The sequence below is a fragment of the Paraburkholderia unamae genome (assembly GCF_003268775.1).
Lineage (GTDB): Bacteria > Pseudomonadota > Gammaproteobacteria > Burkholderiales > Burkholderiaceae > Paraburkholderia > Paraburkholderia unamae.
Genome location: NZ_QLSU01000016.1, coordinates 1 through 26078, shown reverse-complemented (window position 1 = coordinate 26078; position 26078 = coordinate 1). Strand labels below are relative to the sequence as shown.

23 protein-coding genes are annotated in these 26078 nt (G+C 58.1%); 12 read left to right on the top strand and 11 right to left on the bottom strand.

Annotation, left to right across the window (positions count from 1 at the left end; all coding sequences use genetic code 11):
* Positions 1 to 11: 11 nt before the first annotated feature.
* The 3 genes from C7401_RS24795 to C7401_RS24785 all read right to left on the bottom strand — a co-directional run bounded on the left by C7401_RS24795 (position 12) and on the right by C7401_RS24785 (position 2954).
* On the bottom strand, positions 12 to 629 hold the full coding sequence (locus C7401_RS24795; protein WP_220092851.1) for a PqiC family protein: 618 nt from the start codon (positions 627 to 629) through the stop codon (positions 12 to 14).
* A gap of 104 nt (positions 630 to 733) precedes the next feature.
* Positions 734 to 2299 carry a PqiB family protein gene (locus tag C7401_RS24790; RefSeq protein WP_112174065.1) on the bottom strand — a complete coding sequence of 522 codons (1566 nt, stop codon included), beginning with the start codon at positions 2297 to 2299 and terminating at the stop codon, positions 734 to 736.
* 22 nt (positions 2300 to 2321) lie between these two features.
* Positions 2322 to 2954, bottom strand: a complete 633-nt coding sequence (locus C7401_RS24785; RefSeq protein ID WP_258397222.1) for a DUF3313 domain-containing protein — start codon at positions 2952 to 2954, stop codon at positions 2322 to 2324.
* Between the two features lie 717 nt (positions 2955 to 3671).
* On the opposite strand from C7401_RS24785, the gene C7401_RS24780 reads away from it, so the two are divergent.
* The 5 genes from C7401_RS24780 (at position 3672) to C7401_RS24760 (ending at position 7386) form a co-directional block, all read left to right on the top strand.
* On the top strand, positions 3672 to 4469 hold the full coding sequence (locus C7401_RS24780; protein WP_258397221.1) for a transporter substrate-binding domain-containing protein: 798 nt from the start codon (positions 3672 to 3674) through the stop codon (positions 4467 to 4469).
* A 12-nt stretch (positions 4470 to 4481) separates the two neighbouring features.
* Positions 4482 to 5159: an ABC transporter permease gene (locus C7401_RS24775; protein WP_112174062.1), complete on the top strand. Its 678-nt coding sequence runs from the start codon at positions 4482 to 4484 to the stop codon at positions 5157 to 5159.
* A gap of 3 nt (positions 5160 to 5162) precedes the next feature.
* On the top strand, positions 5163 to 5933 hold the full coding sequence (locus C7401_RS24770; RefSeq protein WP_112174061.1) for an ABC transporter permease: 771 nt from the start codon (positions 5163 to 5165) through the stop codon (positions 5931 to 5933).
* 66 nt (positions 5934 to 5999) lie between these two features.
* Complete coding sequence (locus C7401_RS24765) at positions 6000 to 6590, top strand: hypothetical protein (protein ID WP_112174060.1); 591 nt, start codon at positions 6000 to 6002, stop codon at positions 6588 to 6590.
* Positions 6591 to 6630: 40 nt separating this feature from the next.
* The gene (locus C7401_RS24760) at positions 6631 to 7386 is read left to right on the top strand and encodes an amino acid ABC transporter ATP-binding protein (protein WP_258397220.1); all 756 of its coding nucleotides are present in this window, start codon (positions 6631 to 6633) and stop codon (positions 7384 to 7386) included.
* Between the two features lie 39 nt (positions 7387 to 7425).
* Here the strand turns inward: C7401_RS24760 and C7401_RS24755 are convergent, their stop codons facing one another.
* A complete protein-coding gene (locus C7401_RS24755) occupies positions 7426 to 8079 on the bottom strand; it encodes a helix-turn-helix domain-containing protein (protein ID WP_112174058.1) in 654 nt (217 codons plus the stop codon).
* A gap of 121 nt (positions 8080 to 8200) precedes the next feature.
* Between C7401_RS24755 and C7401_RS24750 the strand changes: the two genes are divergently transcribed.
* Together C7401_RS24750 and C7401_RS24745 are read left to right on the top strand one after the other, a co-directional pair.
* On the top strand, positions 8201 to 8650 hold the full coding sequence (locus C7401_RS24750; protein ID WP_220092850.1) for a GNAT family N-acetyltransferase: 450 nt from the start codon (positions 8201 to 8203) through the stop codon (positions 8648 to 8650).
* 153 nt (positions 8651 to 8803) lie between these two features.
* Complete coding sequence (locus C7401_RS24745) at positions 8804 to 9628, top strand: prephenate dehydratase (RefSeq protein WP_112174227.1); 825 nt, start codon at positions 8804 to 8806, stop codon at positions 9626 to 9628.
* Positions 9629 to 10279: 651 nt separating this feature from the next.
* Here C7401_RS24745 and C7401_RS24740 read toward each other — a convergent pair.
* Both C7401_RS24740 and C7401_RS24735 read right to left on the bottom strand, forming a co-directional pair.
* Positions 10280 to 11623, bottom strand: coding sequence for a 2-hydroxycarboxylate transporter family protein (locus C7401_RS24740; RefSeq protein ID WP_112174057.1), 1344 nt, complete (start codon positions 11621 to 11623; stop codon positions 10280 to 10282).
* Positions 11624 to 11818: 195 nt separating this feature from the next.
* On the bottom strand, positions 11819 to 12892 hold the full coding sequence (locus C7401_RS24735; protein ID WP_112174056.1) for a lactonase family protein: 1074 nt from the start codon (positions 12890 to 12892) through the stop codon (positions 11819 to 11821).
* A 255-nt stretch (positions 12893 to 13147) separates the two neighbouring features.
* Between C7401_RS24735 and C7401_RS24725 the strand changes: the two genes are divergently transcribed.
* The 4 genes from C7401_RS24725 (at position 13148) to C7401_RS24710 (ending at position 18667) form a co-directional block, all read left to right on the top strand.
* Positions 13148 to 14152: a GntR family transcriptional regulator gene (locus tag C7401_RS24725; RefSeq protein ID WP_258397218.1), complete on the top strand. Its 1005-nt coding sequence runs from the start codon at positions 13148 to 13150 to the stop codon at positions 14150 to 14152.
* Between the two features lie 130 nt (positions 14153 to 14282).
* Positions 14283 to 15581, top strand: coding sequence for an MFS transporter (locus C7401_RS24720; protein ID WP_112174054.1), 1299 nt, complete (start codon positions 14283 to 14285; stop codon positions 15579 to 15581).
* Positions 15582 to 15683: 102 nt separating this feature from the next.
* Complete coding sequence (locus tag C7401_RS24715; protein ID WP_258397217.1) at positions 15684 to 17057, top strand: sensor histidine kinase; 1374 nt, start codon at positions 15684 to 15686, stop codon at positions 17055 to 17057.
* Positions 17058 to 17221: 164 nt separating this feature from the next.
* Entirely contained in the window at positions 17222 to 18667 is a 1446-nt protein-coding gene (locus C7401_RS24710; protein ID WP_112174053.1) for a protein kinase domain-containing protein, read from the top strand.
* A 507-nt stretch (positions 18668 to 19174) separates the two neighbouring features.
* On the opposite strand, the gene C7401_RS24705 is transcribed toward C7401_RS24710, so the two are convergent.
* The 4 genes from C7401_RS24705 to C7401_RS24690 form a co-directional block, all read right to left on the bottom strand.
* On the bottom strand, positions 19175 to 20566 hold the full coding sequence (locus C7401_RS24705) for an NAD-dependent succinate-semialdehyde dehydrogenase (RefSeq protein WP_112174222.1): 1392 nt from the start codon (positions 20564 to 20566) through the stop codon (positions 19175 to 19177).
* A 57-nt stretch (positions 20567 to 20623) separates the two neighbouring features.
* Positions 20624 to 20926: a putative quinol monooxygenase gene (locus C7401_RS24700; RefSeq protein ID WP_112174052.1), complete on the bottom strand. Its 303-nt coding sequence runs from the start codon at positions 20924 to 20926 to the stop codon at positions 20624 to 20626.
* A 17-nt stretch (positions 20927 to 20943) separates the two neighbouring features.
* Positions 20944 to 21999: an Ldh family oxidoreductase gene (locus C7401_RS24695; RefSeq protein WP_112174051.1), complete on the bottom strand. Its 1056-nt coding sequence runs from the start codon at positions 21997 to 21999 to the stop codon at positions 20944 to 20946.
* A gap of 225 nt (positions 22000 to 22224) precedes the next feature.
* Positions 22225 to 22644: a cupin domain-containing protein gene (locus tag C7401_RS24690; RefSeq protein ID WP_112174050.1), complete on the bottom strand. Its 420-nt coding sequence runs from the start codon at positions 22642 to 22644 to the stop codon at positions 22225 to 22227.
* 603 nt (positions 22645 to 23247) lie between these two features.
* Between C7401_RS24690 and C7401_RS45970 the strand changes: the two genes are divergently transcribed.
* Positions 23248 to 24798 carry a methyl-accepting chemotaxis protein gene (locus C7401_RS45970; RefSeq protein ID WP_112174049.1) on the top strand — a complete coding sequence of 517 codons (1551 nt, stop codon included), beginning with the start codon at positions 23248 to 23250 and terminating at the stop codon, positions 24796 to 24798.
* Positions 24799 to 25125: 327 nt separating this feature from the next.
* On the opposite strand, the gene C7401_RS24680 is transcribed toward C7401_RS45970, so the two are convergent.
* Positions 25126 to 25407 (bottom strand): DUF4148 domain-containing protein, encoded by a 282-nt coding sequence (locus C7401_RS24680; RefSeq protein WP_112174048.1) that lies wholly within the window; start codon positions 25405 to 25407, stop codon positions 25126 to 25128.
* Positions 25408 to 26078: the final 671 nt, after the last annotated feature.

Genomic DNA, 26078 nt, shown 5'->3' with positions numbered 1-26078 from the left:
GCGTAGGGGCGCTACCGCGGCCCAGCGCGCAACTTCGCTTGTACGCCAGCTGCCGCCATTTGCATGCCTCCACGAATACATTTCGACGGGGCCGGTGAATCCTGCTGTGCTGCAAGGATCGCGGCCGCTATCTCATTCGATAATTCGGACACTGCCACTTGATGCCCCTTCACAAGCTCGCCAAAGCCGCCGCCCACGGGTACCGAGTACGTCGAATGGCAGGTCAGCATGGTCGTTCCTGTTCGTGGTTTCACCGTCCACACGGTGTCCAGCAATGTGTGCGATGCGTACCATGACTCGAATCGCTGTACCACAACGCTAATTCGATAGACCGGTTGATCTGCTGGGTAGGGAATGCTCGCGACTTCGAACGTGCCAAGAACCGCAGAAAGGTTCGCCGACAAACGTTGGCGAATCTCATCGGCCGGCGTGGTGCTCCAGCGCTCCTGTTCCATGACCTGAACGCGCACGGGATCCTTCTGCAACACGAGTTGCCGTCGCGCGACCTGTGCTGGAACGACGACAGGCGCCACGTCAATCAGAAAGGCTGGTTGTAAATTTTCTTCGATGACGACTTTCTTTCGTAACGTCTGCGGCGGGGATCCCGTGCCCAGGGTGTAGGTATGCACTTCCGGCGCAGAGGTGCACGCCGCTGCAAGCGCGGCAATGCTACATAAAGCCAAAAGCAACTTCAGGCATCCGGGCTGGTGACTTCGCCTCGTAGTTTTTTGCCTCATGGTTTTTCATCCCTCGGCTTGCCGCGCAGCAGTGACTCCGGATGCTCCTGAAGATAGACAGCCAGTTCGTTCAGCGATTCAAGCGTGCGATTGAGTTGCGAAACGGCTTGCCGCATATCCGACTGAAGCGGCGAATCCTGCTGTAGCGCTGCCTGCGCTGTACGGAACGTTTCCTGGGCGGTCGCGAGGGTATCGCGGGCCTGAGGTGCAAGCTCGGTGTTCAGTTGCGTGAATGCAAGATTGGCACTCTGGAGCGTTTGATCCAGGTTGGTGCCGATCCGGTCGAACGGCACACGATCCAGCTTTTTGGCAATATCCGCGACGACCACCTGAAGCTCCTCCAGCGAATTGGGCACAGTCGGTAGTTCCAGCGGTACCCTCGTCATGTCTATGGTGGCCCGCGGGGCGTTCGGAAAGATGTCCAGCGCAATGTAGCGCTGGTTAGTGATAAGACTGCCGGTCCGCAACTGCGCACGCAAACCCTGAGCTACCAGTTTTTGCAGGAGTGCCTTTCCGCCGTCGTTGTTGCCTTCACCCAGCGACTCCCGGAACTCTCTTCCGAGGCGATTGGGAAACAGGTTCACCGTCACGGGCATCGTGAACTCCGATCGTTTCGGGTCGTATTCCACGTCGACTGCGGTGACGCGTCCAAGCTCGATTCCGCGGAAATCGACCGTCGCGCCAACGGACAGGCCGCGCAATGACTGGTTGAACCTCATGACAACGCTCGCAGCAGCACCGTCCGGCGCGCGCATCGCCTCTGCCTGACTGTCGGAGAGTGAGAAAGCGGTGCCGTTGGGCGCTTCACTTGCCGCCTCGTGGTCGGGGCGGGACTGGAACGCGAGACCACCCATGACGACTGTCGCGAGTGACTGGGTATTCAGCCTCATACCGCCCGAATCCAGCCGCAGATCGACACCGCTTGCATGCCACCAGCATGAATCCGCCGTGACAAATTTGTCGTAGGGCGCATCAATGAAGACCTGGATGGTGACGCCCTTGCCGTCATCGTTAAGGGCGCGTGCGACAACGCGGCCGACCTGGAAACGGCGGTAGTAGACTGGCGAGCCAATATCAACGGAGCCGAGGGAATCGCCTTCAAGAACGTAGCGACGTCCCTTCTGGTCGCTGGTCACGATGGGAGGCGTCTCAAGTCCGATGAATTTTTCACGGGGCTGGTCGGAGCGACCAGGATCCATGCCGATATAAGCACCGGAGAGGACGGTACCAAGACCCGAAACACCACTCATACCGATCCTTGGGCGCACCACCCAGAAGCGGGCATCGTCAACCGCGAGATTCCGTGAGGTTTTGGCGATCTGTACGTCCACAAGGACACGGGAGTGGTCGTTAGAGAGGCGGATAGCCTTGACCTCGCCGATTTCCACGTTACGGTATTGCACCTTTGTTCTCCCGGCTTCCAGTCCTTCGGCAGTGAGAAAGCTGATAGTGACAGTCGGCCCTTGCGTCGCGACTGAACGTACGAGTAACGCTATTCCGATCAACGCTGCACCGATCGGTACGAGCCAGATGGTGAGCGGGAGAAATCGTCTGAGGGACATTGAAAGCTGCTGCAAGAGTGAATTACCTGAATTGGGCAAGCAGTTCGGCTGCGCCACGTTCAATGCCGGTTTTTGGTGCGTCTGGCGAGCTCAACCTGGAAGAAAGCCCGCCATCTGGATACCTTTCGATATAGGCTTCAATCAGCTGATTTGAAGAGGAATCCAAAATTTCTACTGCATAGATGACATATCCAGGCAGCGCCGTGCCTGCGCCGGTAAGCGTGAGCCGGACACGAAGCGTATCGGCTCCGGATTCGTTCACCAGATCGAAGCGGGTAGCGAGCTTTTCTGCGAACGTAGACTGCATGAAGTCAGCGAGCTTCGAGCGCTCAGCGTCGCTGACGTGGTGAAACTCGGCGTCCGGGCCGCCGTAAATCTGGATCGGTTCGAGGATGAGTTTTCTGTACCGTGACCAGTCCTGCGGCAACGCATACCGATAGGGCATATGAGTGCCATCCCGGTCGTCGGGATTGACGCGCAGGTATGGCCATGAAGCGAGGCTGGAATACTTGACGGGCTTGACTGCCGAGCACGCAGAGAGCGCAAGGCAGAGCGTTGCGAACAATGCAAGTCCAAGCGCTGCACAAATAACGGCTTTTGGCGCCATCCGCAACAGCAACCCGAACGCGGGGGTTATTCGTTTCTGTATCTTCATGCGAACCGTCTAGCCGGTTTGTAAATTGCGCGCTTCACAAGTACGTTAAATCTGCGAAAGCGTCCTGGCTGTCGTGGTGACCTATACGCGGACGAGCGACAGCCAAAGGTTGCTCGCGGAGCATACTAACCTGGGTCGGTGACTATGTAAACCGTCTAGCCGGTTTGTATTTTGCAACGCTTGCGTGGTGGACTTTGGCGGATTCCTCGGCAGGCCGCGTCGCTGCCTCGGACGACCCGCGCTGAGGCTATTGCGGTTTGCGAGGTTCGCCGTACAAGCAAGGCCTACTCGTATCCGGTTCGGTGGTCGACACGGATCGCTCGCCGGTCGAGCTGCAAACCCGGTTCTCAATTCACTTGAAGAACTGTCCGGCCAGCTTTCGAACTTCGTTAGCCTACTCGACCGTTACGAGCGCAGGAAATCGGGCTCAGTCTGGATACTTCATTGCGGCGATCGAAGGCTTGTTTGCACAACTCTACACGGAGGTCGTGCCTGCCGCGCGCTTAACGCTTGAGTGTTCGCAGCAAGCGTTCCATTCCGCAGAAGCGGTTGTGGACTGTCTTCATCTGGGGAATGCGCTCGGAAAACCGCTGCAGCGTTTTGGGTAAACCCTGGTAGGGAATTTGCATATAATTAAAATATTGACGTGTGATTAACGGATGACTACCTTCTCACTCATGCGGCGTGTCCACCGTCCGCACCCCTCAGGTGAGAAAAATGGCTATCAGTCTGATCAGGTGTTTTCGCGCAATGACGGCTTCTGTCGTGGCCATTGCGGCGCTCATTTATTCCGGATCAGCCTTCCCGGCTGGCGATACGCTGCGCGTGGCGACAGAGGGGACGTATCCGCCGTGGAGTTTCAAGGACGCAAGCGGGCATCTGGAAGGCTTCGACGTGGACATTGCAAACGCGCTGTGCACGCAGATGAAGGTGAAATGCCAGATCGTCGCTCAAGAGTGGGATGGCATTATCCCTGGGCTGCAAGCGAACCGCTACGACGCGATCGTTGCATCAATGTCGACGACGCCCGCACGCCGGAAACAGGTGCTCTTCACAAACAAGTACAAGGAGACGACGTCGAGTTTCGTCGTCGCCAAGGACAGTGGAATCAAGGACGTCACGCCCGTCGGTCTGAAGGGAAAGCGCATTGGCGTCCAGCGGGGATCGTCGCAACACCAGTGGCTGATGGCCAATGGTTATGACAAGACCGCAACGCTCGTTCTGTACGATGACACGCGACAGCCTGAACTTGATCTCGTCGCTGGTCGCGTCGACACCATCATCGGGAACAAGGCAACTTTCTATGCCAGCTTCTTCAAGCGCCCGGAAGCGAAAGACTTCCAGTTCGTTGGCCCTGAATTCAAAGGCGGCGTGCTCGGGGACGGCAACGCGATCGCTGTGAGGTTAGGTGATACCGAACTGTGCAATCAGTTGAATGCCGCACTCGACGCGATCATCAAGAACGGGACGTATGACGAGATCCGGAAGAAGTATTTCCCGTTTCCTTTGATGTAAGAGGGGGGCAGCATGGAAGGTCTGACACTGGATGGCTACGGCGGGCTTATTTTTCTTGGCGCGATTACAACGCTGCTCGTTGCGCTGGCAGCAACCGTGATCGGCTCAATCATCGGCGTACTGATGGCCGCGGCCAAACTTTCACCATCCGCGGTGCTACGCCACATCGCAGGTGCGTACACGACGACAATCAGGGGCGTCCCCGATCTGCTCGTGATCTTTCTCATCTACTACGGCGGCAGTTCGACGTTGAGTCGCGTGCTGGGCCGACCGGTCGAGATCAACGCCTTCAGCGCGGGCGCGGTCTCGCTCGGGCTGGTATTTGGCGCATACGCTACAGAGATATTTCGCGGTGCAATTCTCGAAGTACCGCGCGGTCAGTTTGAGGCGGCCGCTGCGCTCGGGTTGAGCGGTGTCAGGCAGTTTGTCCACGTCGTTGCTCCGCAAGCATGGCGACTCGCTATCCCGGCGTTTGGCAATCAGTTGACGGTACTCCTGAAGGAAACGGCGCTCGTGTCGCTTGTCGGGCTCGAGGATCTGATGCGCAGAACCGGTTTCGCGGTCGAAGCTACCAACCGACCGTTCTTCTTCTACCTGATCGCCGGAGTGCTTTATTTCGTCCTTAGCTACGCGATGACGAATGCATTCGGCACCGCCCGTCGAAAGACGCAGACTGCTTTGGCTAGGTGAGTCATGTTCGACTTTTCGCTCCTGTTCGATAGTTTCCCGCGTCTGCTCGATGCGCTTCCAGCCACTCTCGAATTGTTCGCAGCCGTGGTGATGGTTGGTTTGCTCATCGGAGTGCCGACGGCTCTCATCGGTATGAGCAAGTCGAAACTCCTCAGCACCCCAGTCGCGTTCTACATCGGCGCATTCCGTGGGACACCGGCACTGATCCAGCTCTTTTTCATCTACTACGGCTTCGGACAGTTTTCGTTTGTACGGCACTCAGTTCTCTGGCCCGTTCTCCGCGATCCGTTTTACTGCGCAGTGATCGCTTTGGGTCTGAATTCGGGTGCATACGCGGCGCGGATTCTGATGGGTGCGCTTTCCGCCGTTCCGAAAGGCATCGTTGAAGCGGCGCAAGCGCTTGGCCTGAGTAACGCGTCGATCCTCGCGAAGATCAAGGCACCACTGGCCATACGCATTGCAATGCCCGCCTATGCGAACGAGACTATCCTCAATCTCAAGGCGACCTCACTGGCTTCGACTGTCACGATCATGGAACTCACGGGTACATCGAAACTGCTGGTGAGCGAAACGTATGCGCCGTACGAAAACTTTGTCGGAGCCGGGCTGATCTATCTTGCGATGACTTTCATTCTGTCGCAGGTTTTCCGCATCCTCGAGGGGACGATTGCGAGGAAGACAGGGAAGCAGGCGACGGTTACCTCCTCGCGCAAACAAAAGCGCGGCGCATCCGTATTGAAGGATGGCGATACAGGTGACGCGCACGTCGCCTGACGGCATGCAACCCGAGGATCCGGGACGTGGCCATAGCGATCTAGTTCCATTGAAGAGGGAAAGAAAGTGATCCGGTTTTTGACTCTTGGGCCGAGCGGCAGCAACCACGAATTCGTGACGCGCCGATACCTCGAATTTCACGGCGCCGTGGACCTGGCGAGTATCGAACTGGTGCTCGACTTTGATTGCGCGGCGCGCGCAGTGATCGAAGGAAGGGCTGACTACATTGTCCAGGTTGCGGTTCACCCGTCTACGACGGAGATCGTCGCAAAGTACCGGAAGGAACTCTTTGTCGTCGATGCATTTGTGTCGCCAAGCAAGGATATGGCCGTGGTTACGCGTATCGACGTGGAAAGGCCGACGAGCCTTGCACTTCAACCGGCCACGCGGGAATACGTCGATACCGACGGGCTGACTCTGATCCCGGAAACGTCTACGGCATCGGTTGCCGATGGGCTGCTCGCCGGGAAGTATGAGAGTGGATTGACATACACATCGCTGGCAACAGACAACCCTGACCGGTTCAGGGTTGATGTGCCTGTAGGCACTGTTGACGATCCGTGGATCGTGTACGGGCGAAACAGGCTTTCGGATGGCAAGGTGGTCACGTGGAGAGGTAGCCCGGTTGGCCTCGCTATTCAGCGGGAACTTGCCTGAGTGTTACGCGGAATTGATTAAAGAGTTAAAGGAGTCTCCCGTGGATACCAAAACGAGTGCGGAGTACGTCATTGACATCAAGGGCCTATGCAAAAGCTACGGTGAATTTGATGTGCTGAGGTCGATCTCGCTGAGCGTGAAGCGCGGTGAAAAGATTGTTCTGTGCGGTCCATCTGGATCTGGAAAGTCCACACTGATCCGCTGCATCAACAGACTCGAGCCGCATGATGCAGGCGAGATTATCGTTGACGGGATCGAGTTGACCGATGACGTCAAGAAGGTGCAAATGGTACGCACAGACGTAGGAATGGTGTTCCAGCACTTCAATCTTTTTCCGCATATGACGGCGCTTGACAACTGTACTCTCGCACCGATGCGTGTACGCGGCATGAAGAGGAAGGACGCGGAGGCAAAGGCGATGGCAATGCTGGAGCGCGTACGCGTATCCGCTCATTGCGCAAAGTATCCCGCCCAACTTTCCGGAGGGCAGCAGCAGCGCGTGGCAATCGCGAGAGCATTGTGTATGTCGCCGACTATCATGTTGCTCGACGAGCCGACTTCAGCGCTTGATCCGGAAATGGTGCGCGAAGTACTTGATACGTTGACCTTACTTGCAGACGACGGAATGACCATGCTGTGCGTCACGCACGAGATGGGCTTCGCGAAGGCCGTGGCCGATCGCGTGCTTTTCCTCGACCAGGGCGAGATACTCGAGGACAACAATCCGGCAGAGTTCTTTGCGGCACCGAGGACGGATCGTGCGCAGAAGTTCCTGAGCCAGATGATTCATAAATAGCATGCTTGCGGCGGCAGACCCATCGCGGCGTGTCACCGATCAGCTGTACTCCCGGATATTGAAGAACACCGCCAGGAAGCGGACGGGAACGCTTTCGATGACCTCGGGACCGTGTGCCGCGTTTGGATCGAAGAGCAGGCTGTCGCCGGGTTTTAGGTCATAAATTCTGGTGGCATAGCGATATTGCATCCTGCCTTCGAGTACGTGCAGGAACTGGATGCCGGTCGTCTGATGGGTTGACCAGGGCTTCGAGTTTTCATCAAGCGTGACAATGTACGGTTCAACGTTGAGGTTGCCGGAAAGGACGTGTCCGACCAGCCGATAGATATGGCCGAAGGATGAGCCCTCACGATCGACCGTGACTCCTTCGCCGGCCGGAACGAACGCACAGTCGTGACGTTCGCTTTGGTCAACGAAGAACCGTGATACGGGCTTCCCTAACGCGTTGGCGATCTTGGTTAGCGTTTCGATGGATGGAGTGGCGGTGCCTTTTTCGATGCGTGAGAGCATGGAGTGGGAGATTCCCGCCATCTTTGCGAGCGAACCGGACGGGATGCCGGCCGCTGTGCGAAATGCGTGAATCTGCGTGCTCAGCGCGCGCGAAACCTTGTCGACAGCAGGATCCCGGACGGTATCCGATGTGTCGGTGTTTTGTGATTCGGGCACCGGTTTTTTAGCTTGCGATCTTGGCATTGTGTAGGGGCTGGAGCAGCTGGAAGTTGAGCTAGTGATGTTAAGTATATGTTGCGCTGGGCACTATCAGGTGGATTCAGGCGTGCGTGTTCATCGAAAGGTGCATATGGGAGGCAGTGGAATGCTGGAGATACGGGAGATTTCGGCAGGAGACGTGAGCGTTGTGGCGCGTCTTGTCGATCATCTGCTCGCGGAACTTCGCGGTGAAGAGGGCGGAATGATCGTGAGCGATGCGATGGTCGCGAATGTTCTGGGATATGAGGATCGTAGCTTCGGCTTCCTTGCTGTCGAGCAGGATAAGCCAGTGGGGGTTCTGATGATGACCGAGGGCGTGGCGATATTCGCGGACGGTGCATACGGACAGATCACGGAGCTCTACGTGGCGCCAGAGTATAGATCACGCGCTGTGGCCGCTGCGCTTGTGGAGCGAGCCGCAGAGTTCGGAAAGTCGCGTGGATGGAGACGTCTTGACGTCGGTGCGCCGCTCCAACCCATGTGGTCACGCACTCTGCACTTCTATGTCTCGGTCGGATTCAAGGAAGTCGGGCCCCGGCTTCGGCTCGACCTGTAGAGAGGGAGCACTCTCGCTGATCGGATCGATAGGGAAATGTCGCGTAGAGGTTGGTCGATTTTGGAATCGTGGAACGATTGTCGCGATCTCTTACCGTGAGCGTAGGCGGATCTCGCGCTAAATCTTGTAACTGGAATTAAAGAATTGATTTATATGACTGGCGAACAAGAGAACGAAATGAGCAATCGCGTTGGCTATCTTGGGCCTGGGGGATCGTGGACACACCAAGCGTGCCTCGACCTGTTTGGTGGAGACGAACTCGTGCCTCTCGAGGTATCCCGGCTATTCGAAGACTATACGTCGGGCTGCATCGACCACGCATGTGTGCCCGTTACAACTTCGGTGGTGGGCGTGACCCCGTATCTCGACTTTGTTCTGAACCTACCGGATGTTGTTGTCGTTGCCGAATATCCAAAGATGCTTGGCTATAGCCTTCTCGCATCGCCAGGCACAAAACTGGAAGACATCCGGCGCGTCACGGCGCATCCCGTTGCTTTGGAAGAAGTCAAGCCGTGGCTCGATCTGAAGATGCCAACGGTCCAGCGGATTCCGGCTGTCACTGGTGGGGACGCGGCGCGGAGCGTTGCCGAAAGCGGAGACAAAGCCCTTGCGTCAATGGGGCCGAGAATCGGAGGTGAAATATATGGGCTGATTTCGCTAGCCGACGGTATCGAGGAAGGTCCTCACAATGTAACCCGATGGTGGGTTCTTGGGCGCGAGATGCCTGTTGCAACAGGCGACGACAAGACAGCCCTGTTGGCCGAAGTATCTGACAATCAACTCTCGTCGCTGCTGTCGACGATGAGTGCGGCAGAACTTCAGATCATGAGCATTTACGAACGTCCGAGCAAAAAAACGTTGGACACCCATCGCTACCTGCTGGAGATTAAAGGACACGCGCAAGACCGCAACGTTGCAACGTTTCTCGCTGCCAACGACGCGATTCGAGCCCTTGGCTCTTACGCACGAAAGTATTGATTGGTGAGTTATGAGCCTTTCTCGCCGAAGTCTCCCTCATCGCACCTGCGAAAGCAGGCGGCCGAGCGAACGTGAAACGTTCCGTCGGGCTGCGAACTGCGGGAAAATGAGCGTAGTGGACTTCAACTGGGGTGCCAGGTTGGCGCCACGACCCAGGCTCGTTCCCACGCACAGCAGGACATGATCGCCTGACCAAGCCAGCGATATGCGTTGTTGCAGTGCTACGTTTACTTAATCAAGCCGCGCCGACTCCGCGACTGCGGTAGTCGGCGCGGAACGACTGCTGTCGTCAATTCGCCGCGCAGCGAAAGAGGGCGAGCCGAGGGCGAGCCGCTTTGTGCAACGGTTGAAGGGCATCACCGCCGCGCGGATGGCCCTGCTACGTTCGGCCACGTCACACGTCATCAAGGTTATCTTTATGGCGTACCACGACCTCGAACTGACCGAACGTCAGATGGTTGAGGGTCCTGGCAGTAGCGAGAAAATACGGCACAATGACGCCTGCTCATGCTGAAAACTCCGAGTGCGTCGGATGACTCACAGATCGCCTGTTGAACAGCGGAATTGCATGGCAAGAGCCGAGGGTAGCGATGTCTCACGCTCTTTCACGTGTCTCGGGGTGACGCATATCGAGCTCAGACATCGCCTCGATCAATACATGCGTGAGAGGATGAGCAGCGTAAGGGTAACCGTAATTGCTCCACCAATCCGCGTGGCGATTTGGGCGAATGGCATGAGACTCATGCGATTACATGCGGTGAGAATCGCAACGTCACCCGTTCCACCTTGACCGCTGTGACACGCATTCACAATCGCCGTGTCGATCGGATACATCTTCAGCCACTTCCCGACGAGGTATCCGGTAGTCATCAACGCTGCTACGGTGCTTGCAATCGTTACGACGTTGGCGATATTGATAGCGGCGACCAGCTTATCCCACGGCGTCATTGCCGTCCCGATTGCGAACAGCAAAGGATAGGTGACCGCAGTCGAGAAGAACTGATAGACGATCCGTGCACCGCCCTCTAGGTTCGGAGACACGAGCTTGCAGACCTTGATGAACACGGCGATGAATAGCATCGCGACAGGTGCGGGAAGACCGAGCAGACGGTGACCGAGGAGACCGACCAGATACAGGGAAATTGCGGTAATTGCCGCTGCCGCGACCGTGTTCACGTCGGGCATTGACGTCACCGAATCGTGAAGAGGTGTTTTCGGGATTTCGGCTGCCGGCTGAAGCGTGCCGCGTCCGGTCAGATGGGGGCGCTTTTCGCCGATCCAGTTGAGCACCCCCGAGAAGAGGATTGCGCAGAGACTCCCAATCATGACGGCAGGCAGGACTTCCGCAAAGATCGGTCCCTGTGGCATCTTCATGATCTCCGAATAGCCGACCGAAAGAGGGATAGCGCCTTCGCCAACGCCGCCGGCCATGATCGGGATCACAATGTAAAGCAGGGTGTGCTTGGTGCCAAGCCCAAGAACGGTTCCGACGGCGGTTCCGACAATGCCGCCCACAATCGACCCCGCGGCGAGTGGAAAGAAGATTTTGGCAAAGCCACGTATCAGTACCTCACGGTCCATGCTGAAAATACTGCCAACGATGATGGACGCAATGAAGAGATACATGAAGTTGCTGACATGCGTGAAGTTGGTCACCATGCCAGTCAGCTTCACGGGAAGCAACTGGTGAAATGCGAGGAACGACGGAAGAAACGTTGCGACGATGGCTGCGGAGCCGATCTTGTTGAAGATCGGGAGTCGCTTTCCAATCTCGGCGCAGGTGAAGCCGCAAAGCACGAGCACCGCGATTGCCATGGATATTTCGCCAGGAACTTTGCCCGTGACGACGAAGCCCGCGACGAGTGCAATCAGCAGGAGGTATATGGGGAGGGGAATAATCCCGACGCGCAATTCGACAATCGCCCACCAGCCATAAGGCCAGAAGGGGGTTCGCCGGGTTTCAAACTTTGAAGAGAGTTCTCTCGCTTGTTGCATTTGTCGTCTCCTTTGTAGTTTCAGGTTAGCTGTGGCAATCAGGTAAAATAATCAGTAGTAGACCTAAAGACATATCTGAGACGACTTTCTCTCGTCGTCAGAATGCAGACAGATCCCACGTCAGGCGAAACGCCTCAAAGGCCGCTGGCTACGGCCATTCGCGGACCCAGGCCGTAAGGCTCTGGTGCCTGCTACTTATTGGCCGATGCGCGCGAAGACGATGCAAACTGGACTTCCGGTTTCAACGCGACGCCCTGTCGGAACGGGCCTGCCGCTCTCCGGGTCCAACGCGAACTGAACGATTGAGTGCGAATTTTCGTTCGCTACATAGAGGGTCTTTCCGTCCGGTCCCACGCAAAGGAATCGGGGAAACTTGCCTTGGGTCGGCGTCCATTGAATGTCAGTCGGAAGGCACGTGCTGGAGTTCAGTGCAATCGTCGCGATGGTGTCGTGCCCGCGGTTAGTGACATACACGGTGCTACCGTCGGGAGATATTGCTATCCCGGCGGCGCGAGTCCACTCGTGATAGTTGCCAGGAATCACCGAAACGGTATTAAGGGCTTCCAGATGGCCGGTGGAAGCGTCGAGCTTCCAGGTGGTCAGGGTTGAATCCAGCTCGTTGACAACATAGATAAGCGGCCGGTCAGGATGGAACGCCGCGTGACGGGGACCTGCGCCTTCGCGCGCACGCGAGCCTTGAACAATAGAAGTCCCGTCGGACAGCCATCTCACGGCGAACACGGTGTCGAGCCCTTTGTCAGGGACGATATGCCAGTCGCTATTGATTGTTCGTGTGACGTAGCGCGGGACCTGATGGGGATGCGATGCCCCCTGTTCAACGCTGTGGGGCCCGGCGCGACCTTCGAGCATAACCAGCCGTGAAGGTGCGTCGAGCGAACCGTCAGCGGCGATCGGAACCACCGTCAAGCTTCCCGTCGCATACCCGGCGATGACAAGCGAAGAACCATCGCGGGAGAATTCCAGGTGAACCGGATTGCGCCCCACACCCGCCTGCACGTTGAGAGGACTCAACGAGCCCGACTTCTGATCGATCCGATAGGCGCTTACTTCGTTTTCGTCCCCATGCACCGCATAGAGCCGGTCTTGTCCCTTGTTCAGTACGAGAAAGCTTGGATTGGTCAGGGGTTCGAGAGTCTGAATATGTTGCCATGCGCCCGAGGGGTACACCTCGTAGACGGAGATGCCCGTTCCCTCGGCGTTGCGTTCACGCGAGGTCCGACAGCCGACAAATGCAAGTGTCCGTTCCATGGTCAGACGGCCTCCTTATGCTTGCGCACCCGCTGGCGCGGGAGCAGCGCGGCAGCCGCCAAAACCGGCGGCTGTGGTGGGAGGGGAAACTGATAACCAAAAGAAGCGCACATCGGGGTTTTCTCCAAGGCAAGCCGCAACTGCTTGCGTTTCGTGTCTGTGCATTCTATGATCATGAAACGCAATACGCAAATGCATTTGGAGCAGGGAGTTACCCTGACGCGAGCAGTAGGGAAAGTCTAGAGGAGAGCGGTAATGGCAAAATCGCTTGTTCACACCTGTTTGGCCTCGGCTGGTTCAGCCGTGGTGAACGGCCATTTGCCGCCCGTAGAAGACATGGACACCTCTGTCGAAAACCAAGCCCCGCTTACACCCCTGCAGACGCGCGTTGCACGCGAAATCATTGCACTCGCTCGACGCGAGGATCTGTCTATTGGGGACAGATTGGCGGAATCACTGCTTGCCGAGAAAATCGGTACTTCCCGGACACCTGTGAACGCCGCGCTGCACCATCTCGCTGCGCTGGGGGTCGTCTATTACGACGCAAATCGTGGCTTTTTCATGGCCCAGCCGGCGCGTGACGTGACGGAGGTGGCGGAGCAGTTCTTCAACGAGCCTGACGACCCTCTCTACCTCAAGATTGCGGATGATCGTCTCGCGCGCCGCCTCCCGGATGTGGTGTCGGAAGCAGATCTGATGCGTCAGTACGAGGTGTCTCGCAGTGAGCTGCGCCGCGTGCTCTCCCGCATGCAGGAAGAGGGATGGCTGGAGCGGCAAGTTGGGCACGGCTGGCAGTTCATGCCCATGATCGACTCGGTTGATGCCTACGAGGAAAGCTATCTGTTTCGGGCAGCTATCGAGCCAACCGGCATCATGTCCCCAACGTTCAGGGCGAACCGTGTGGAGCTCGAGGAGCTCCGGCGTAGACAGGAGTTTATCGCGAGCACTGGATACCTAACGATGAACTCGGTCGAACTTTTTGAGGCCAATAGCGAGTTCCACGAAACCATCGCGAAATGGTCCGGTAACCGCTTCATCGCGCAGTCCGTCAGGCGGATGGACCGCCTGCGTCGGCTCGTTGAGTATCGGCAGGCACGGGCGCGCAAACCGCGTCAGGGGCAGGCGAAGGAGCACCTTGCCATTCTGGACGCCATCGCCCAACACGATCTGCTCAAGGCAGCGACGCTGCTCCGTGAGCATATCGACGGCGCGCGCCGGGCAAAAGTGCGTGCCCAGGAGGTATTTCCCGAAGAATCGTGAAATTGAGCAGGCGCCGAACGCCGCGATGTGTGCGGCGTTTTTTTAAGCCTTAAACTGCATTTTGTGGTCACAAAACTCTTAGAACGGTCTCGGCGCTAGGTTCGATACCGTCGAAACACCGGAGACAATCATGTCGTATCGTCGAGGATGGATAGCCGTCTTCCTGTTTTCCCTGTCCATGATCAACTACATGGACCGCATTGCTCTCTCGATCGCCGCAAAGCCCATCGAGCACGAGTTCCACCTTACCGCTGTTGGGATGGGCTACCTCTTCTCCTCATTTATCTGGAGCTACGCGGTATTTCTCCTGCCGATGGGTTTTCTGGTCGACCGCTTCGGCACGAAGCGGATGGCTGGGATCGGCATTCTCATCTGGTCCGCTGCGACCGCTCTCACCGGCGCTGCAACGAGCTTTGGGAGCCTGATTGCTGCGCGCCTCGTGATGGGCGCCGGCGAATCGACCAGCAACCCGGTCGGCGGAAAGGTCATCAGGCAGTGGATCCCAGCCGGTGAGCGAGGCATGGTGACCTCGATGTTCAACAGTGGGTCCTATGCTGGTCCGGCCATCTGCTCGGTGATCCTCGGTGCATTGGTCGCGGCCTTCGGCTGGCGCCTGTCATTTGTCATCGCCGGGGGCATTGGCTTTGTGTGGCTCGCAGCATGGCTCATCTTCTTCAACACGCCGGAGAAGGCGCCGTGGCTAAAGTCCGACGAGCGCGAGAAGATTGTTCGCGAGCGCGGTACGGCACCTGTCGCCGAGGTCGAGGACACGAACACGGCCGGCGGACTGCGCACACTGCTTCGATCGCGCACGCTCTGGGGGCTGGCGATTACCCAGGGCTGTAACGTCTACACGCAGTACCTCTTCCTGACGTGGCTGCCCAGCTATTTGCAGACAACTCGGCACCTCAGCTTGACCCATACCGGAGCCCTCGCAGCCGTGCCGTATGCAGCAGCAGTGATTTTGTGCATCGCGGTTGGCCGTCTCAGCGATCGCTTCCTGAAGAAAACTGGCGTGGGGTCTGGTCGGCGCCGCAACGCGGTTGCGTTGGCCATGCTCACAGGTTCGGTTATTCTCGCCGTCCCCTTTACGACGAACCTTGGCGTTCTGATGGTCGTCTTCTCGATCGCGTTGGCGGGGATTGCTTCGACGACCTCGCTGAATTTCGCGCTGTTGAACGACGTCTTGCCGAGTGCAAAGCATGTCGCAAAGGCGATGGCGTTCGTGGTGGTAGGCGGCAATATCTTCGGGATGATTGCTCCGATTGCGACGGGCTACGTGATTCAGGCCACTGGGAGCTATGACTGGGCTTTTGGCATCGCAGGTGTGCTGCTTATCATAGGCGCAGCGGTTGTGATGACCATGACGCGCTCGCCGGTGGTTAGCCAGAATTCCCATACGCCGAGCACGGTTTCGGCACAATCTTGATCTGAAAATGGGCGGGCATGGTCACTGGTGCTCGCCCAGTCGTTGTGCCTAAAACGGCGAAGACGCAGGTTGCTATTGAATAAGTCTCACACCGGAGACCATGTGTCGCCATCAGGCAGCTGGCAGTCGTCCACGGCAAAATTCGCTAGCCTCTACGCGACATTCTTCACACTCTCCCTCGTGCTGCTGCTCGGATTCGTCGGGTATTCCATCACTTCAACGATGGAGCGCAGTACCGACGTTGTCATCAAATGGGAACTCAACTACTTTGACTCGTTCCCCGACGACGAAGTAGAACATGCGATCCAGAACCGACTCGAGCATGAGCGATTGCACGCGAACTACTACGGGCTGTTTAGCGCCGACGGACATAGGATCGCGGGTGACGTCCTCGCAATTCCAGGCGACGTACGCATTGGTCGCGAGGGCGTCACGCTCAAGCACACGTTGCGAATCGACAGAGCGCAAACGTCGCCGGTGATGCGCGTCATGGCGGAGCGGCGCCGGGACGGAAGAATTCTCGTCGTTGCGCACGATCTCACGCATTATCTGAGCATCCGTGAAAATAGCATCGACGCACTCGTACTCGGCGGCGCGCTTTGTCTCGCGTTAGGTGCGCTGGTGGCGTTTCTGCTCACGCAGCGACAAATGGCTCGCATAAAGGAAGTGCGCGCCGCTACACGAGCTATAGCCGGAGGCGATCTGTCGCGCCGGTTGCCCGTTAGTGGACGTGACGAATTCGACATGCTCGCGCATCTCGTTAATCACATGCTGGGAGAGGTCGAGCGCCTGATGGGCGAGGTCAAGGGGGCGTGCGACGGAATTGCCCACGATTTGAGAACACCACTGGCGCATGTCCGCACGCGGCTCTCTCAGGTTGCTTCACGCGCGGTCCGGTACAGCGACATCGAGCTCGAAACCGAGATCGCCAACGTCCGCCAGGACGTTGATCGCTTGCTCGAAACGTTCCGCGCCATGATGCGCGTCTCTGAAATCGGCACACTCGACCGTCGCAGAGCATTTGAGGAGATCGACCTTGCACAACTGCTGGGCGACGTCTGGGAGCTATACGATCCCTTGGCCGAGAGTTGTGGCGTCAAATTGACTGTTGATACGCGCGCTGATGCTCCGATTTTTGGTGACCGTGCACTTCTATTCGAGGCGTTCAGTAACATAGTGGATAACGCGGTTAAGTTCTCTCCGGCTGGCAGCGCTGTGAGCATCGTCCTACGTGGAACGCCATCGGGCATAGCTGTGGATGTGATAGATAGTGGGCCGGGAATCCCCGCGGAGGAGAGAGAAGCGGTACTGCAGCGCTTTTATCGGAGTGAGCGCACGCGCCACCTGCCGGGTACTGGGCTGGGACTCAGTATTGTTTCGGCGATTATCAACCTGCACGATTTCGGGATTCACATCTCCGACGCAGAACCGGGCGCAACGATTACCGTGCAGTGCTGTTCGCAGGTGTCATCCTGAAGCGCGTGTTGAGACTCACGCCACGGCGCGGCGGCGAGAATCGCCGACGTTCCCGGCGGCAGTTCGCACGGCGGCTGCAAGCGGCTTCCATGCCGTCTGGCTCAAAAACCAGAGCCCCTCTGTGCAAGCCTGAGATACTCCCAGCCTAGAATGAGATCCAATACATGAGCAAGTCCAAGAAGAAGGCGCCCAAGACACTGCACGCAGGTGATGTCTTCGAGGGATGGCTGCTGGAGGCACCGCTCGGTGCCGGCGGAAATGGCGACGTGTGGAAAGCAGCGAGACCGGGGCAGGCATCCCAGGCCATTAAGATCCTGAGGTCGGTCTCAGCCGAGACTTATGAGCGCTTCAAGATAGAGACAAGTACGCTTGAGAGGCTTGGGCACTTACCGGGGGTAATCCCTCTACTCGAGAAGTTCGTTCCCGACGACAAGTCCGGCCCGACGCCCTGGTTCACAATGCCTGTGGCCATTCCATTCGAGCAGTACGTCCAGGGGCGCAATACCTTCGATATCGTCGAAGACTTTATCGCGCTGGCTGGGACAATTCAGAGACTGCACGACGTGGGCATGTCGCACAGGGACATTAAGCCAGCCAACTTCTTGTTCTACGAAGGTCAGCTTTGCCTGTCCGACTTCGGGCTCGTGAAGTACCCGAACCGTGCGGCGATCACGCCGCCCCGCAGAGACGTTGGCGCGAAGTTCACGATGGCGCCCGAGATGCGCAGGATGGCCCACTCTGCTAATGGTCTGCCCGCGGACGTTTATTCGTTCGCTAAGTCGCTTTGGATTGCGTTGACGGACCAGGAACTGGGTTTCGATGGACAATACAACCCGCTTTCCTCACTATCCCTCTCCCAATATTTGGCGAACCAGTACACCACCACGTTGGACCGCTTGCTTGAGGAATGCACCGACTCCGAGCCAGACCGGCGGCCCGCAATGTCGAGCGTCATCGTGCGATTACAGGAATGGCTCGCCATATGCAGGGATTTCCACACCCGTAACCTGACCGAGTGGACAGAGCTCACGCGCAAGCTTTTCCCGCTCGGCGCGCCGAACCGTAGCACATGGGAGGATGTCGATGCCATCTGTTTGGTGCTTGCGGAGATCGCCAAGATCCCTGCGCTAAACCACATGTTCTATCCAACGGGCGGTGGGAACACGATTACAGCTGTGTCTACGGCAGCCGAAGACGGGATGATCGCGCTCCACATTGGCGAGAAGATGGTGGAGATTCTCAGGCCGGCGAAGCTCACCTTCGAATCCTTTGGAAACGACATGAATTGGAGCTACTTTCGGCTCGAAGCTGCGCAGGTAGCGCCAAGTGGCGTCAAAGGTGCGATCAGTCGGGAGCGGACCTATGAGGCGCTGACTGAGATTTCGCCGGGACACTACGTCCCCTACGAATGCTGGGACCATAACGAGTACAACGGAGAGCCCTTACCGGATTCGGCCCGGCCTGCCAGTCGCTATCTATCGGGTGCATTTGTCTTCTTCAGCACGCGCTCGACCTACAACGGAGATGGCAGGACCTACGACGCGAGGCACAACAAGATGTCAGAAGCAGAGTTCAGAGCTTACATCGCACGTCATGCGCAACGCGACTGATCACTTTGTGCACGACGATCTCGAGCGACTGTTCTAAGGCAATGAGATCAGGAGCGCGAACGTCTCCTTTAGGTTGACCGGCGCCTCACGCCATGTCGATGTGCGTGCAGCGCGTGTTAGTGGTGCCGCTGGAAGTCGCTGTGGCGAACGTAGGCAACGACGGAGTTTCCCTTGCATGTCCTGTTTCCCACCGTCGAAAAGCGTTACGTGGACTTCCCGGCGCCAACGCCGACGCGCCTCTAGAGATGGCTCAGGAGAGGAAAGGCGAGAGGGGGTATCGACTAAGTGACACTAAGCGGCGTTGTCGGGTTCGCCCGCCATATAAAGCAACGCATCGTGAACTTTCACGCTGCCGGACGGGCCGCAATCACTTCAGAGGATTTTCGGAGGCTGTTATAGCGGTGCAGGTTCGCAGAGTCATCTGGCGGCGCGGCGAAAACCGCGAAGACGACAGAAGATACCCGCGGTGTCTGCGGGTATCTATCGATCGGAGTCGCGAAGAGGATCTTACTTCGGCTGTGCGGCCCAGTAGGTTCGCGTATTGGTGAACTCGCGGATCCCTGCCGTAGCGAGTTCGCGGCCATAGCCCGACTTCTTCGTGCCGCCGAACGGAACGCGCGCATCGGATGCCGTCATTGCGTTGATGAACGCTGCGCCAGTCGTAACACCCTTTGCGATTGCGAGCGCGCGATCAGAGGAGGCAGACCAGATGCTGATGGATAGACCAAATTGCGTCGCGTTCGCCAGACGGATTGCATCCTTGTCGTCCTGAGCCACTGCAATCACTGCGAGAGGGCCGAACGTTTCTTCGTCGAACGCTGCGACGCCCGGTGCGGTGTTGCCGAGGACAGTGGGCGCGTAGAAGTAGCCGGCGCCGTCAATGGCCTTGCCACCTGTAAGCAGCTTTGCGCCCGCGTCGATAGAGCGCTTCACCTGACCATCAAGCGCGTTTCGCAGATCCGCGCGGGCGAGAGGGCCCATCTGCGTTCCCGCCTCGGTCGGATTGCCAACGACGAGCGCTTCCACCTTCTTCACGAACTGTTCGGTAAACGAGTCTGCGATTTCCTGCGAGACGATGAAACGCTTCGCGCAGACGCAGCTCTGGCCGGCATTGTTGAAGCGTGCCTTGACGGCGGCTTCGACAGCACGCGGGACGTCAGCGTCGTCCAGAACAACAAACGCGTCAGAACCACCGAGTTCAAGAACGGACCGCTTGGATTCGCGCCCCGCAGCGGCACCGACGGCGGCACCAGCGCGGTTCGAGCCGGTCAGGGTCACAGCAGCGATGCGATCATCCCGAATGAGCCTGTCGATGACTTGAGGGACATCCGGTTCGGCAACGACCAGCGTGGTGACGAGGTTCTTCGGGAATCCGGCGTCGACAAAAATTTGCTCAAGCGCCAGAGCGCAGCCAGTTACATTCGGCGAGTGCTTGAGGACCACGCCATTGCCCGCGGTCAACGAGGGGATCGCGAAGCGCATGACCTGCCACACCGGGAAGTTCCACGGCATGACAGCGAGCACGAGACCAATGGGCTCATAGCTTACCCACGCGTCGACTCCCTCGATGCTGACCTTTTCGTCGCCGAGAATGCGATCGGCGTGATCCGCGTAGTACAAGGCGGTCACAGCGGACTTCTCAACCTCACCGGCCGCTTCCGCAGCGATCTTGCCCATCTCGGTCGTGATCAGGTTGCTCAGCGCAGAGCTTTGACGACGGAGTTCTTCGGCAAGGCGGCGGACGGCAGCTACGCGTTCGGTTAGCGGCGTCTTTCCCCAGGACAGCGCGGCGTCATTGCCAGCTGCCACAGCTTCTTCGATACGTTCGGCTGACCAGCTCTGGTACGTTTCCAGCGACGTTCCATTGACGGGATTAACGGTAGTGATTTCGAGTGTCATGACTTGATCCTTCAGATCATCGCTGTCCGCGCGCATCGCTTGCCCGCGGCAGCCGGATTAAGCGTGGTGGAAGAGTTGGCTACACAGGGTGTTGACCTGGCTACCCTTGACCACACAGCGGTCGGCCGCCTCGCGCCACTTGGCGAAATGCGGGGCAGCGCGGTGAGCGTCAATAGCCGCTTCGTCGTCGTACAGCTCGTAGAACACGAAGTGCAGCGGATCCTTGATGTCCTGCGTGACGTCGAAATACTTGCAGCCCGGCTCGTCGGAGAAAGTGCGCGTTGCATTCTCCTTGATGGCAGCCAGGAATTCTTCGAGGCGTTCGGGATGGACCTTGAGGGAGACGATGAGAGCGATCATTAAGCTGTCCTGGAGCGTTATGCGTGTGCCGGAAGGGGCAGAGGGGTGTCGGTTTCTTCGGCGAGCTTCGCCATGCTTTGCCACGTGTTGTCAGCAAGCGTGATCCCGGCTTCGCGCAGCTTCACCGTGTTGCGATCCTCGAGTTCACCGGGGAAGAAGATTTCTTCAATGCCGTGCGCCTTGGGTACATCCTTGATTTCATCGATCAAGGTCTCCATGCGGTGTTCGAACTCGGGGACCGGCATCATCGACTTGATGTCGATCGTGATCAGGAGGTGGCCACAGCCGCTAGGCTTAGTCGCGTCGTAGGGCCCAACAACGTTCGAGCCGAACTGGCTGCCGGTCAGTACGCCGGCGAGCACGTCCATCATGAACGAAATGACATACCCTTTATGCCCGGCCATCGGCAGGATAAGACCGTGAATGGCCTTGCTGGCGTCGGTCGTCGGCACGCCATTTTCGTCGGCCGCCCAGTTCTCCGGGATCGCGACGCCGCGCTCGGCGGCAAGATAGATCTTTCCGCGCGCGACAGCTGTATTGGCGATGTCCATCACGGCGACGCCACGGCGGCCGCCGGGTGCTGCGATCGACCACGGGTTTGTGCCGACACTCTTTTCACGGCCGCCCCAAGGTGCCATCGCAGGACTAGCATTGGTCGCGAGGAACGCCACACAGCCCGCTTTCGCCGATTCGCGCGTGAAATAAGCCGCCGTGCCGAAATGATTGGAATTGCGCACACCAACGGCGCTAATTCCGAACTGACGCGCACGCTCGATCCCAAGTTGAACCGCCTTGGCGGCCAGCACCTGGCCGATGCCGTGACGTCCATCCAGAATTGAAACAGCACCACCGTCAAGCACCTGCTCAGGGTTCGTCATGGCCGTCATGACCCCAGTACGAAGGCGTTCCACATACCACGGCAGGCGCAGCATCCCGTGCGAGGAATGGCCCCAAAGCTCGGCCGTGACGAGGCTGTCGGCGAGCAGATGGGCGTCTTTTTGCGGTACGCCCAAGGTTTCCAGAACGGCTGTTCCAAACTCTGTGAGCCCTTCCGCTTGAACGGTGAATGACATTTGAATCTCCTGATGATGCCGGTAATTTAGGCGGGCAATGCTAGCGCCCGTGAGCGAACGACTGTTTTGGCACTTGCCAGGTGAAGTTGCACTGCGAGCCAATGACGAAGCCTCTCGCTGCAATGCAATCGACTATCTGGGAAACTCTTTGGGCAACCTGCCATCCGGAGCCACGTTGGTGTGCCGTCGTTGGCCACGCGTCGACCACAGGCCCTTGCTTGTCGCTTATTGCTTGCCGTGCTCTGCTGCGACCGGATTCGTCTGGCCGCTGGCTGTGAGTGTGCGGGTCGCTTCAGGGGTCGCGTAGATCCAGAGAATCTTCATCGGATTCGTCTTGGAGATGTTGCGGAAGCGATGATTGACGTTCGGCGGGATGAACGTCACGTCGTGAGGCTTCAATTGATATTCAAGACCATCGATGTCGAGAATCGCATCGCCTTCCATGAGCACAACGCTCTCCTGGCAGTTGTGGCTATGGAAGGGAATTTCCACACCCGGGTCGAACGACGTATAGCCGGTGATGAAGCTCGTCGTGCCCAGCTCGCGGGAAACGAGGGGCGTCGTGCGGGCGCCGCCACCGCGCTCGTGCGTCGGCAGGGATTCCGGCTTGAGAAGGGCTGCGCCCGAAGGGGTCTTCATGGTCATGCTGCGTCTCCGATCAGAAAGTGGGACCGCCGGTGCCGATGGCGCTGGCTGAAATGGAGAGGCGGGCACCCAGTCCGCGACACGCATGACGTCGCTTTCTGGTGTGGGTCTAGCACTCAGCCCGCCTCGAGACTTGAGTATAGCGTTTCATGATCATAAAATGCAATCTGGAATGTGGCTGGTCAGTGTTTACACTGGGCGTTGGTGGCGTTTTACGGCGGGCTTGAATATTGCCTTACATACGTCACGCAGATTGCTTTATTATGCGACAGGATGCGATTTGACGCAGCACGGGACATTCCTGTGCTGCGGTGTGGTGCGACCCCAATTTATGTTTGACGCGCGTGAGCGTTGGCTTCTCATTCGTTGAATCTTCCGCCGCCACCTGAAGTTGTCTCGCCGCATCTGTTTCCGCAGCAAAGTGCAGCACCGGTGGGATGGAACGCGCCTCATGCTCGCGTAGTTTCCTGCCCTGTGGCGAGGCGATGTTGCAGTAGCCGCTACCGACATGGGCCTCAAGTAAACCGCGCGCGAGCCGTATGCCGAAGTGTGCACGTCAGCCTGGCTGGCCAAATATATAAAAAGTGATGAGGAGTACCAATAATGCTTTCTAGATTTACAACAATCAGCGCCCGAATCGGACTTGCCATGGCGCTTCTGGGCTCCCTTCTGGTCGGCATTGGCGCATTTGGCTTCGCAGGCATGATGGCGAGCAACAATGCGAATCGAAAGACGTACGCGGTTCAAATGCCCAAATCGATTGCCGTCGGAGAAATGGTCATCTTCGTTGGGCGGCAGCGCACCACGCTGGACCGCGCAGCGATCCAGCTCGACGCGAATGACGCAAGGAGCATGTACGTCATGGAAAAGTCAGTACACGACGGTGCTGATGCCGCGTGGCAGCGCTACCTGTCATTCCCGCGGGATGCAACGGAGGATCAGTTGGCCGCAGTTGTGACGAAGGAATACGACACGATCGAGGCCGCGCTTGCGAAGTATCAGGACGCTACTGCGAGTGGAAACCGCGACGAAGTCGTGAAACTAAGGGGTGGTCTGGGACAGGTTTATATGCGCCTGCAGAGCGCATCAGATGCGCTCAAGAAGTATCAGTTGGATCAGGCGCGGGACGACTACCAGGCGACCGAACGGGCTTACACCTGGTTCCGGATCGGCAGCTTCACTGTGATAGGTCTGGGTGCGATCGCAGCGTTCCTGAGTTGGCTGTACCTCCGTCGCGCCATCCTGACCCCCGTGAACGACGCGATCTTTCATTTCGAAGAGATAGCGCGAGGCGACCTGAGCCGCGAGATCGTTGTACGCTCGGACGACGAAATGGGTCGAATGATGGGCGGCCTTGTGTCAATGCAGGGAAGTCTGATTCGCACGGCAATCTCGCTACGTGAGGGTAGTGATGCGATTGCCACCGCCACGCGTGAAATCGCGGCGGGCAACACGGACCTTTCGGCGCGCACGGAGTCCCAGGCGGCGTCGCTGGAGGAGACCGCCGCAAGCGCGGAGCAACTCGCGGGGACGGTAAGGCAGAATGCCGACAATGCGGCCCGAGCGAGCGCGCTGTCTTCATCCGCTTCTGACGTCGCCCGCAAGGGGCACGATGTGGTCGCGCGAGCAGTCTCCAACATGGGGGAGATCAGCCGAAGCTCGAAAGCGATATCCGAAATCACAACCATCATTGAAGGTATCGCGTTTCAAACGAATATTCTGGCGTTGAACGCAGCGGTTGAGGCCGCGCGCGCCGGCGAGCAGGGGCGGGGCTTCGCAGTCGTTGCGGGTGAAGTCCGGACGCTGGCGCAGAGATCTGCTGTTGCTGCCAAGGAAATCAAGGAATTGATCTCCAACTCCACCACGCGTATTGATTCGGGCGCAGCGCTTGTTTCTGAGGCGGGTGCGACGATGAACGAAGTAATCGAATCCATCGGGCGCGTGAACACGCTTGTGGCTGAGATTGCCTCAGCGTCGAGCGAGCAAAGCCATGGCCTGAGCCAGGTCAGTACGGCCGTGAACGCCATGGACAACACGACGCAACAGAATGCCGCTCTAGTGGAGGAGGCGGCCGCTGCTGCCCAGGCATTGCAGCACCAAGCCAGCAGACTTGCCGAGACCGCTGCAACTTTCAAACTGGCGGGTCGTGCGTGAAGAAGGAAACGCGACGCGCGTTGATAGCCAGTGGACTATTCAGAGGGCAGCAGCGGTAAGCGACAGCGCATCGCGCTGTCGAGCAGAGGCCAAAGACCAAGGCGGGCGTAAACCTTCAGTCTTCAGCCGGCTCTGGCCGCACTCTGCATACCTAATTCACTAGGGAAGTCGTCTTGCGACGCGTCAAAGAGTAGTGCAGCGTATATCTTTGTCAAAGCGACGCTGCACTAGGCTCATTCGACTCGGCGCTCGCGCGCCTCCATGCCGGAGGCGGATCTGTCATCGTGATGGAAGGTATGTGTTGTTTCGGCAAGCAATCGTGCCGACTCAGGAGTGGGCGAAGACCGTGGAGTTCAGATAGGAGAGTTGGCCGTCTTTCTCTGCGTGGACGAGGTCGTGGTAGACCTCAGCGCGAGTCTCCTGGTGCACAGGTTTGCCATACGGGGGGACCCACTGGCTAGCTTGCGCGGCGGTGCCAACATACTTGACTTGCGTCATGACCGGTTGCTGTGCACCATAGTTTGGCCCTGTTGAAACAGGTGTTTGTGCAAACGCAGACGTTGTCGTGGCGATTCCTGCAAGTGCGGCGGCGACCATAAGGGCTTTCATCGTTTCTATCCTCAACGGGTTGGGTGACCGGCTCGGCGCTAAGCGCATGACCGTTGTGGAGAGGTTAGTGCGATCGCACTATCAGATAGAAAGCAACATCATGAAGAAAAGTTAACTCTCCACGAGTGAAACCCGAGCGAGCTAGTTGGTGGCGTGGCATCACGCGGGGTATCGTCGAGGGGATCCGCGTGCCGTCCTTTAACGTGCCGCGCACGTCGACTGCGGACACGAAGGTGCGCGTGGAGAGGCGATTTTCGGATCTGTGCGTTGCCACGGTGCGGCACCCACGGGCGCACCAAATCCGCCCCGCGTTTCAACTGGGAAGCCTAATGACTTGCACGGGGTCGGAGCCTGCGCGCACGCTCTGGCATCTGATTGGTCTTATTGCATTATGTGGTCATATAGTGCAATATGCGCAAAGACGAATCGGGCACTGGCTGGTGCTTACCGGACTCCTCCTCCGGCGATTCGTCTATCTATCGGATGCGCTTGGCTCGTGTGAGCTGCGCTGTCGATGCGACAGATGCGGAGCCGCGATTATCCCCGTCAAATCACAGTAACTCGCCGATGCGCTACCGCGCACCGGCGAGCGGTCCTAAAAGATCCTGTGCTTAGAACTTGTGGCGAATGCCCACACGCGCGACGAGCTGGTTGGCGTTGCCCGAGGCGCT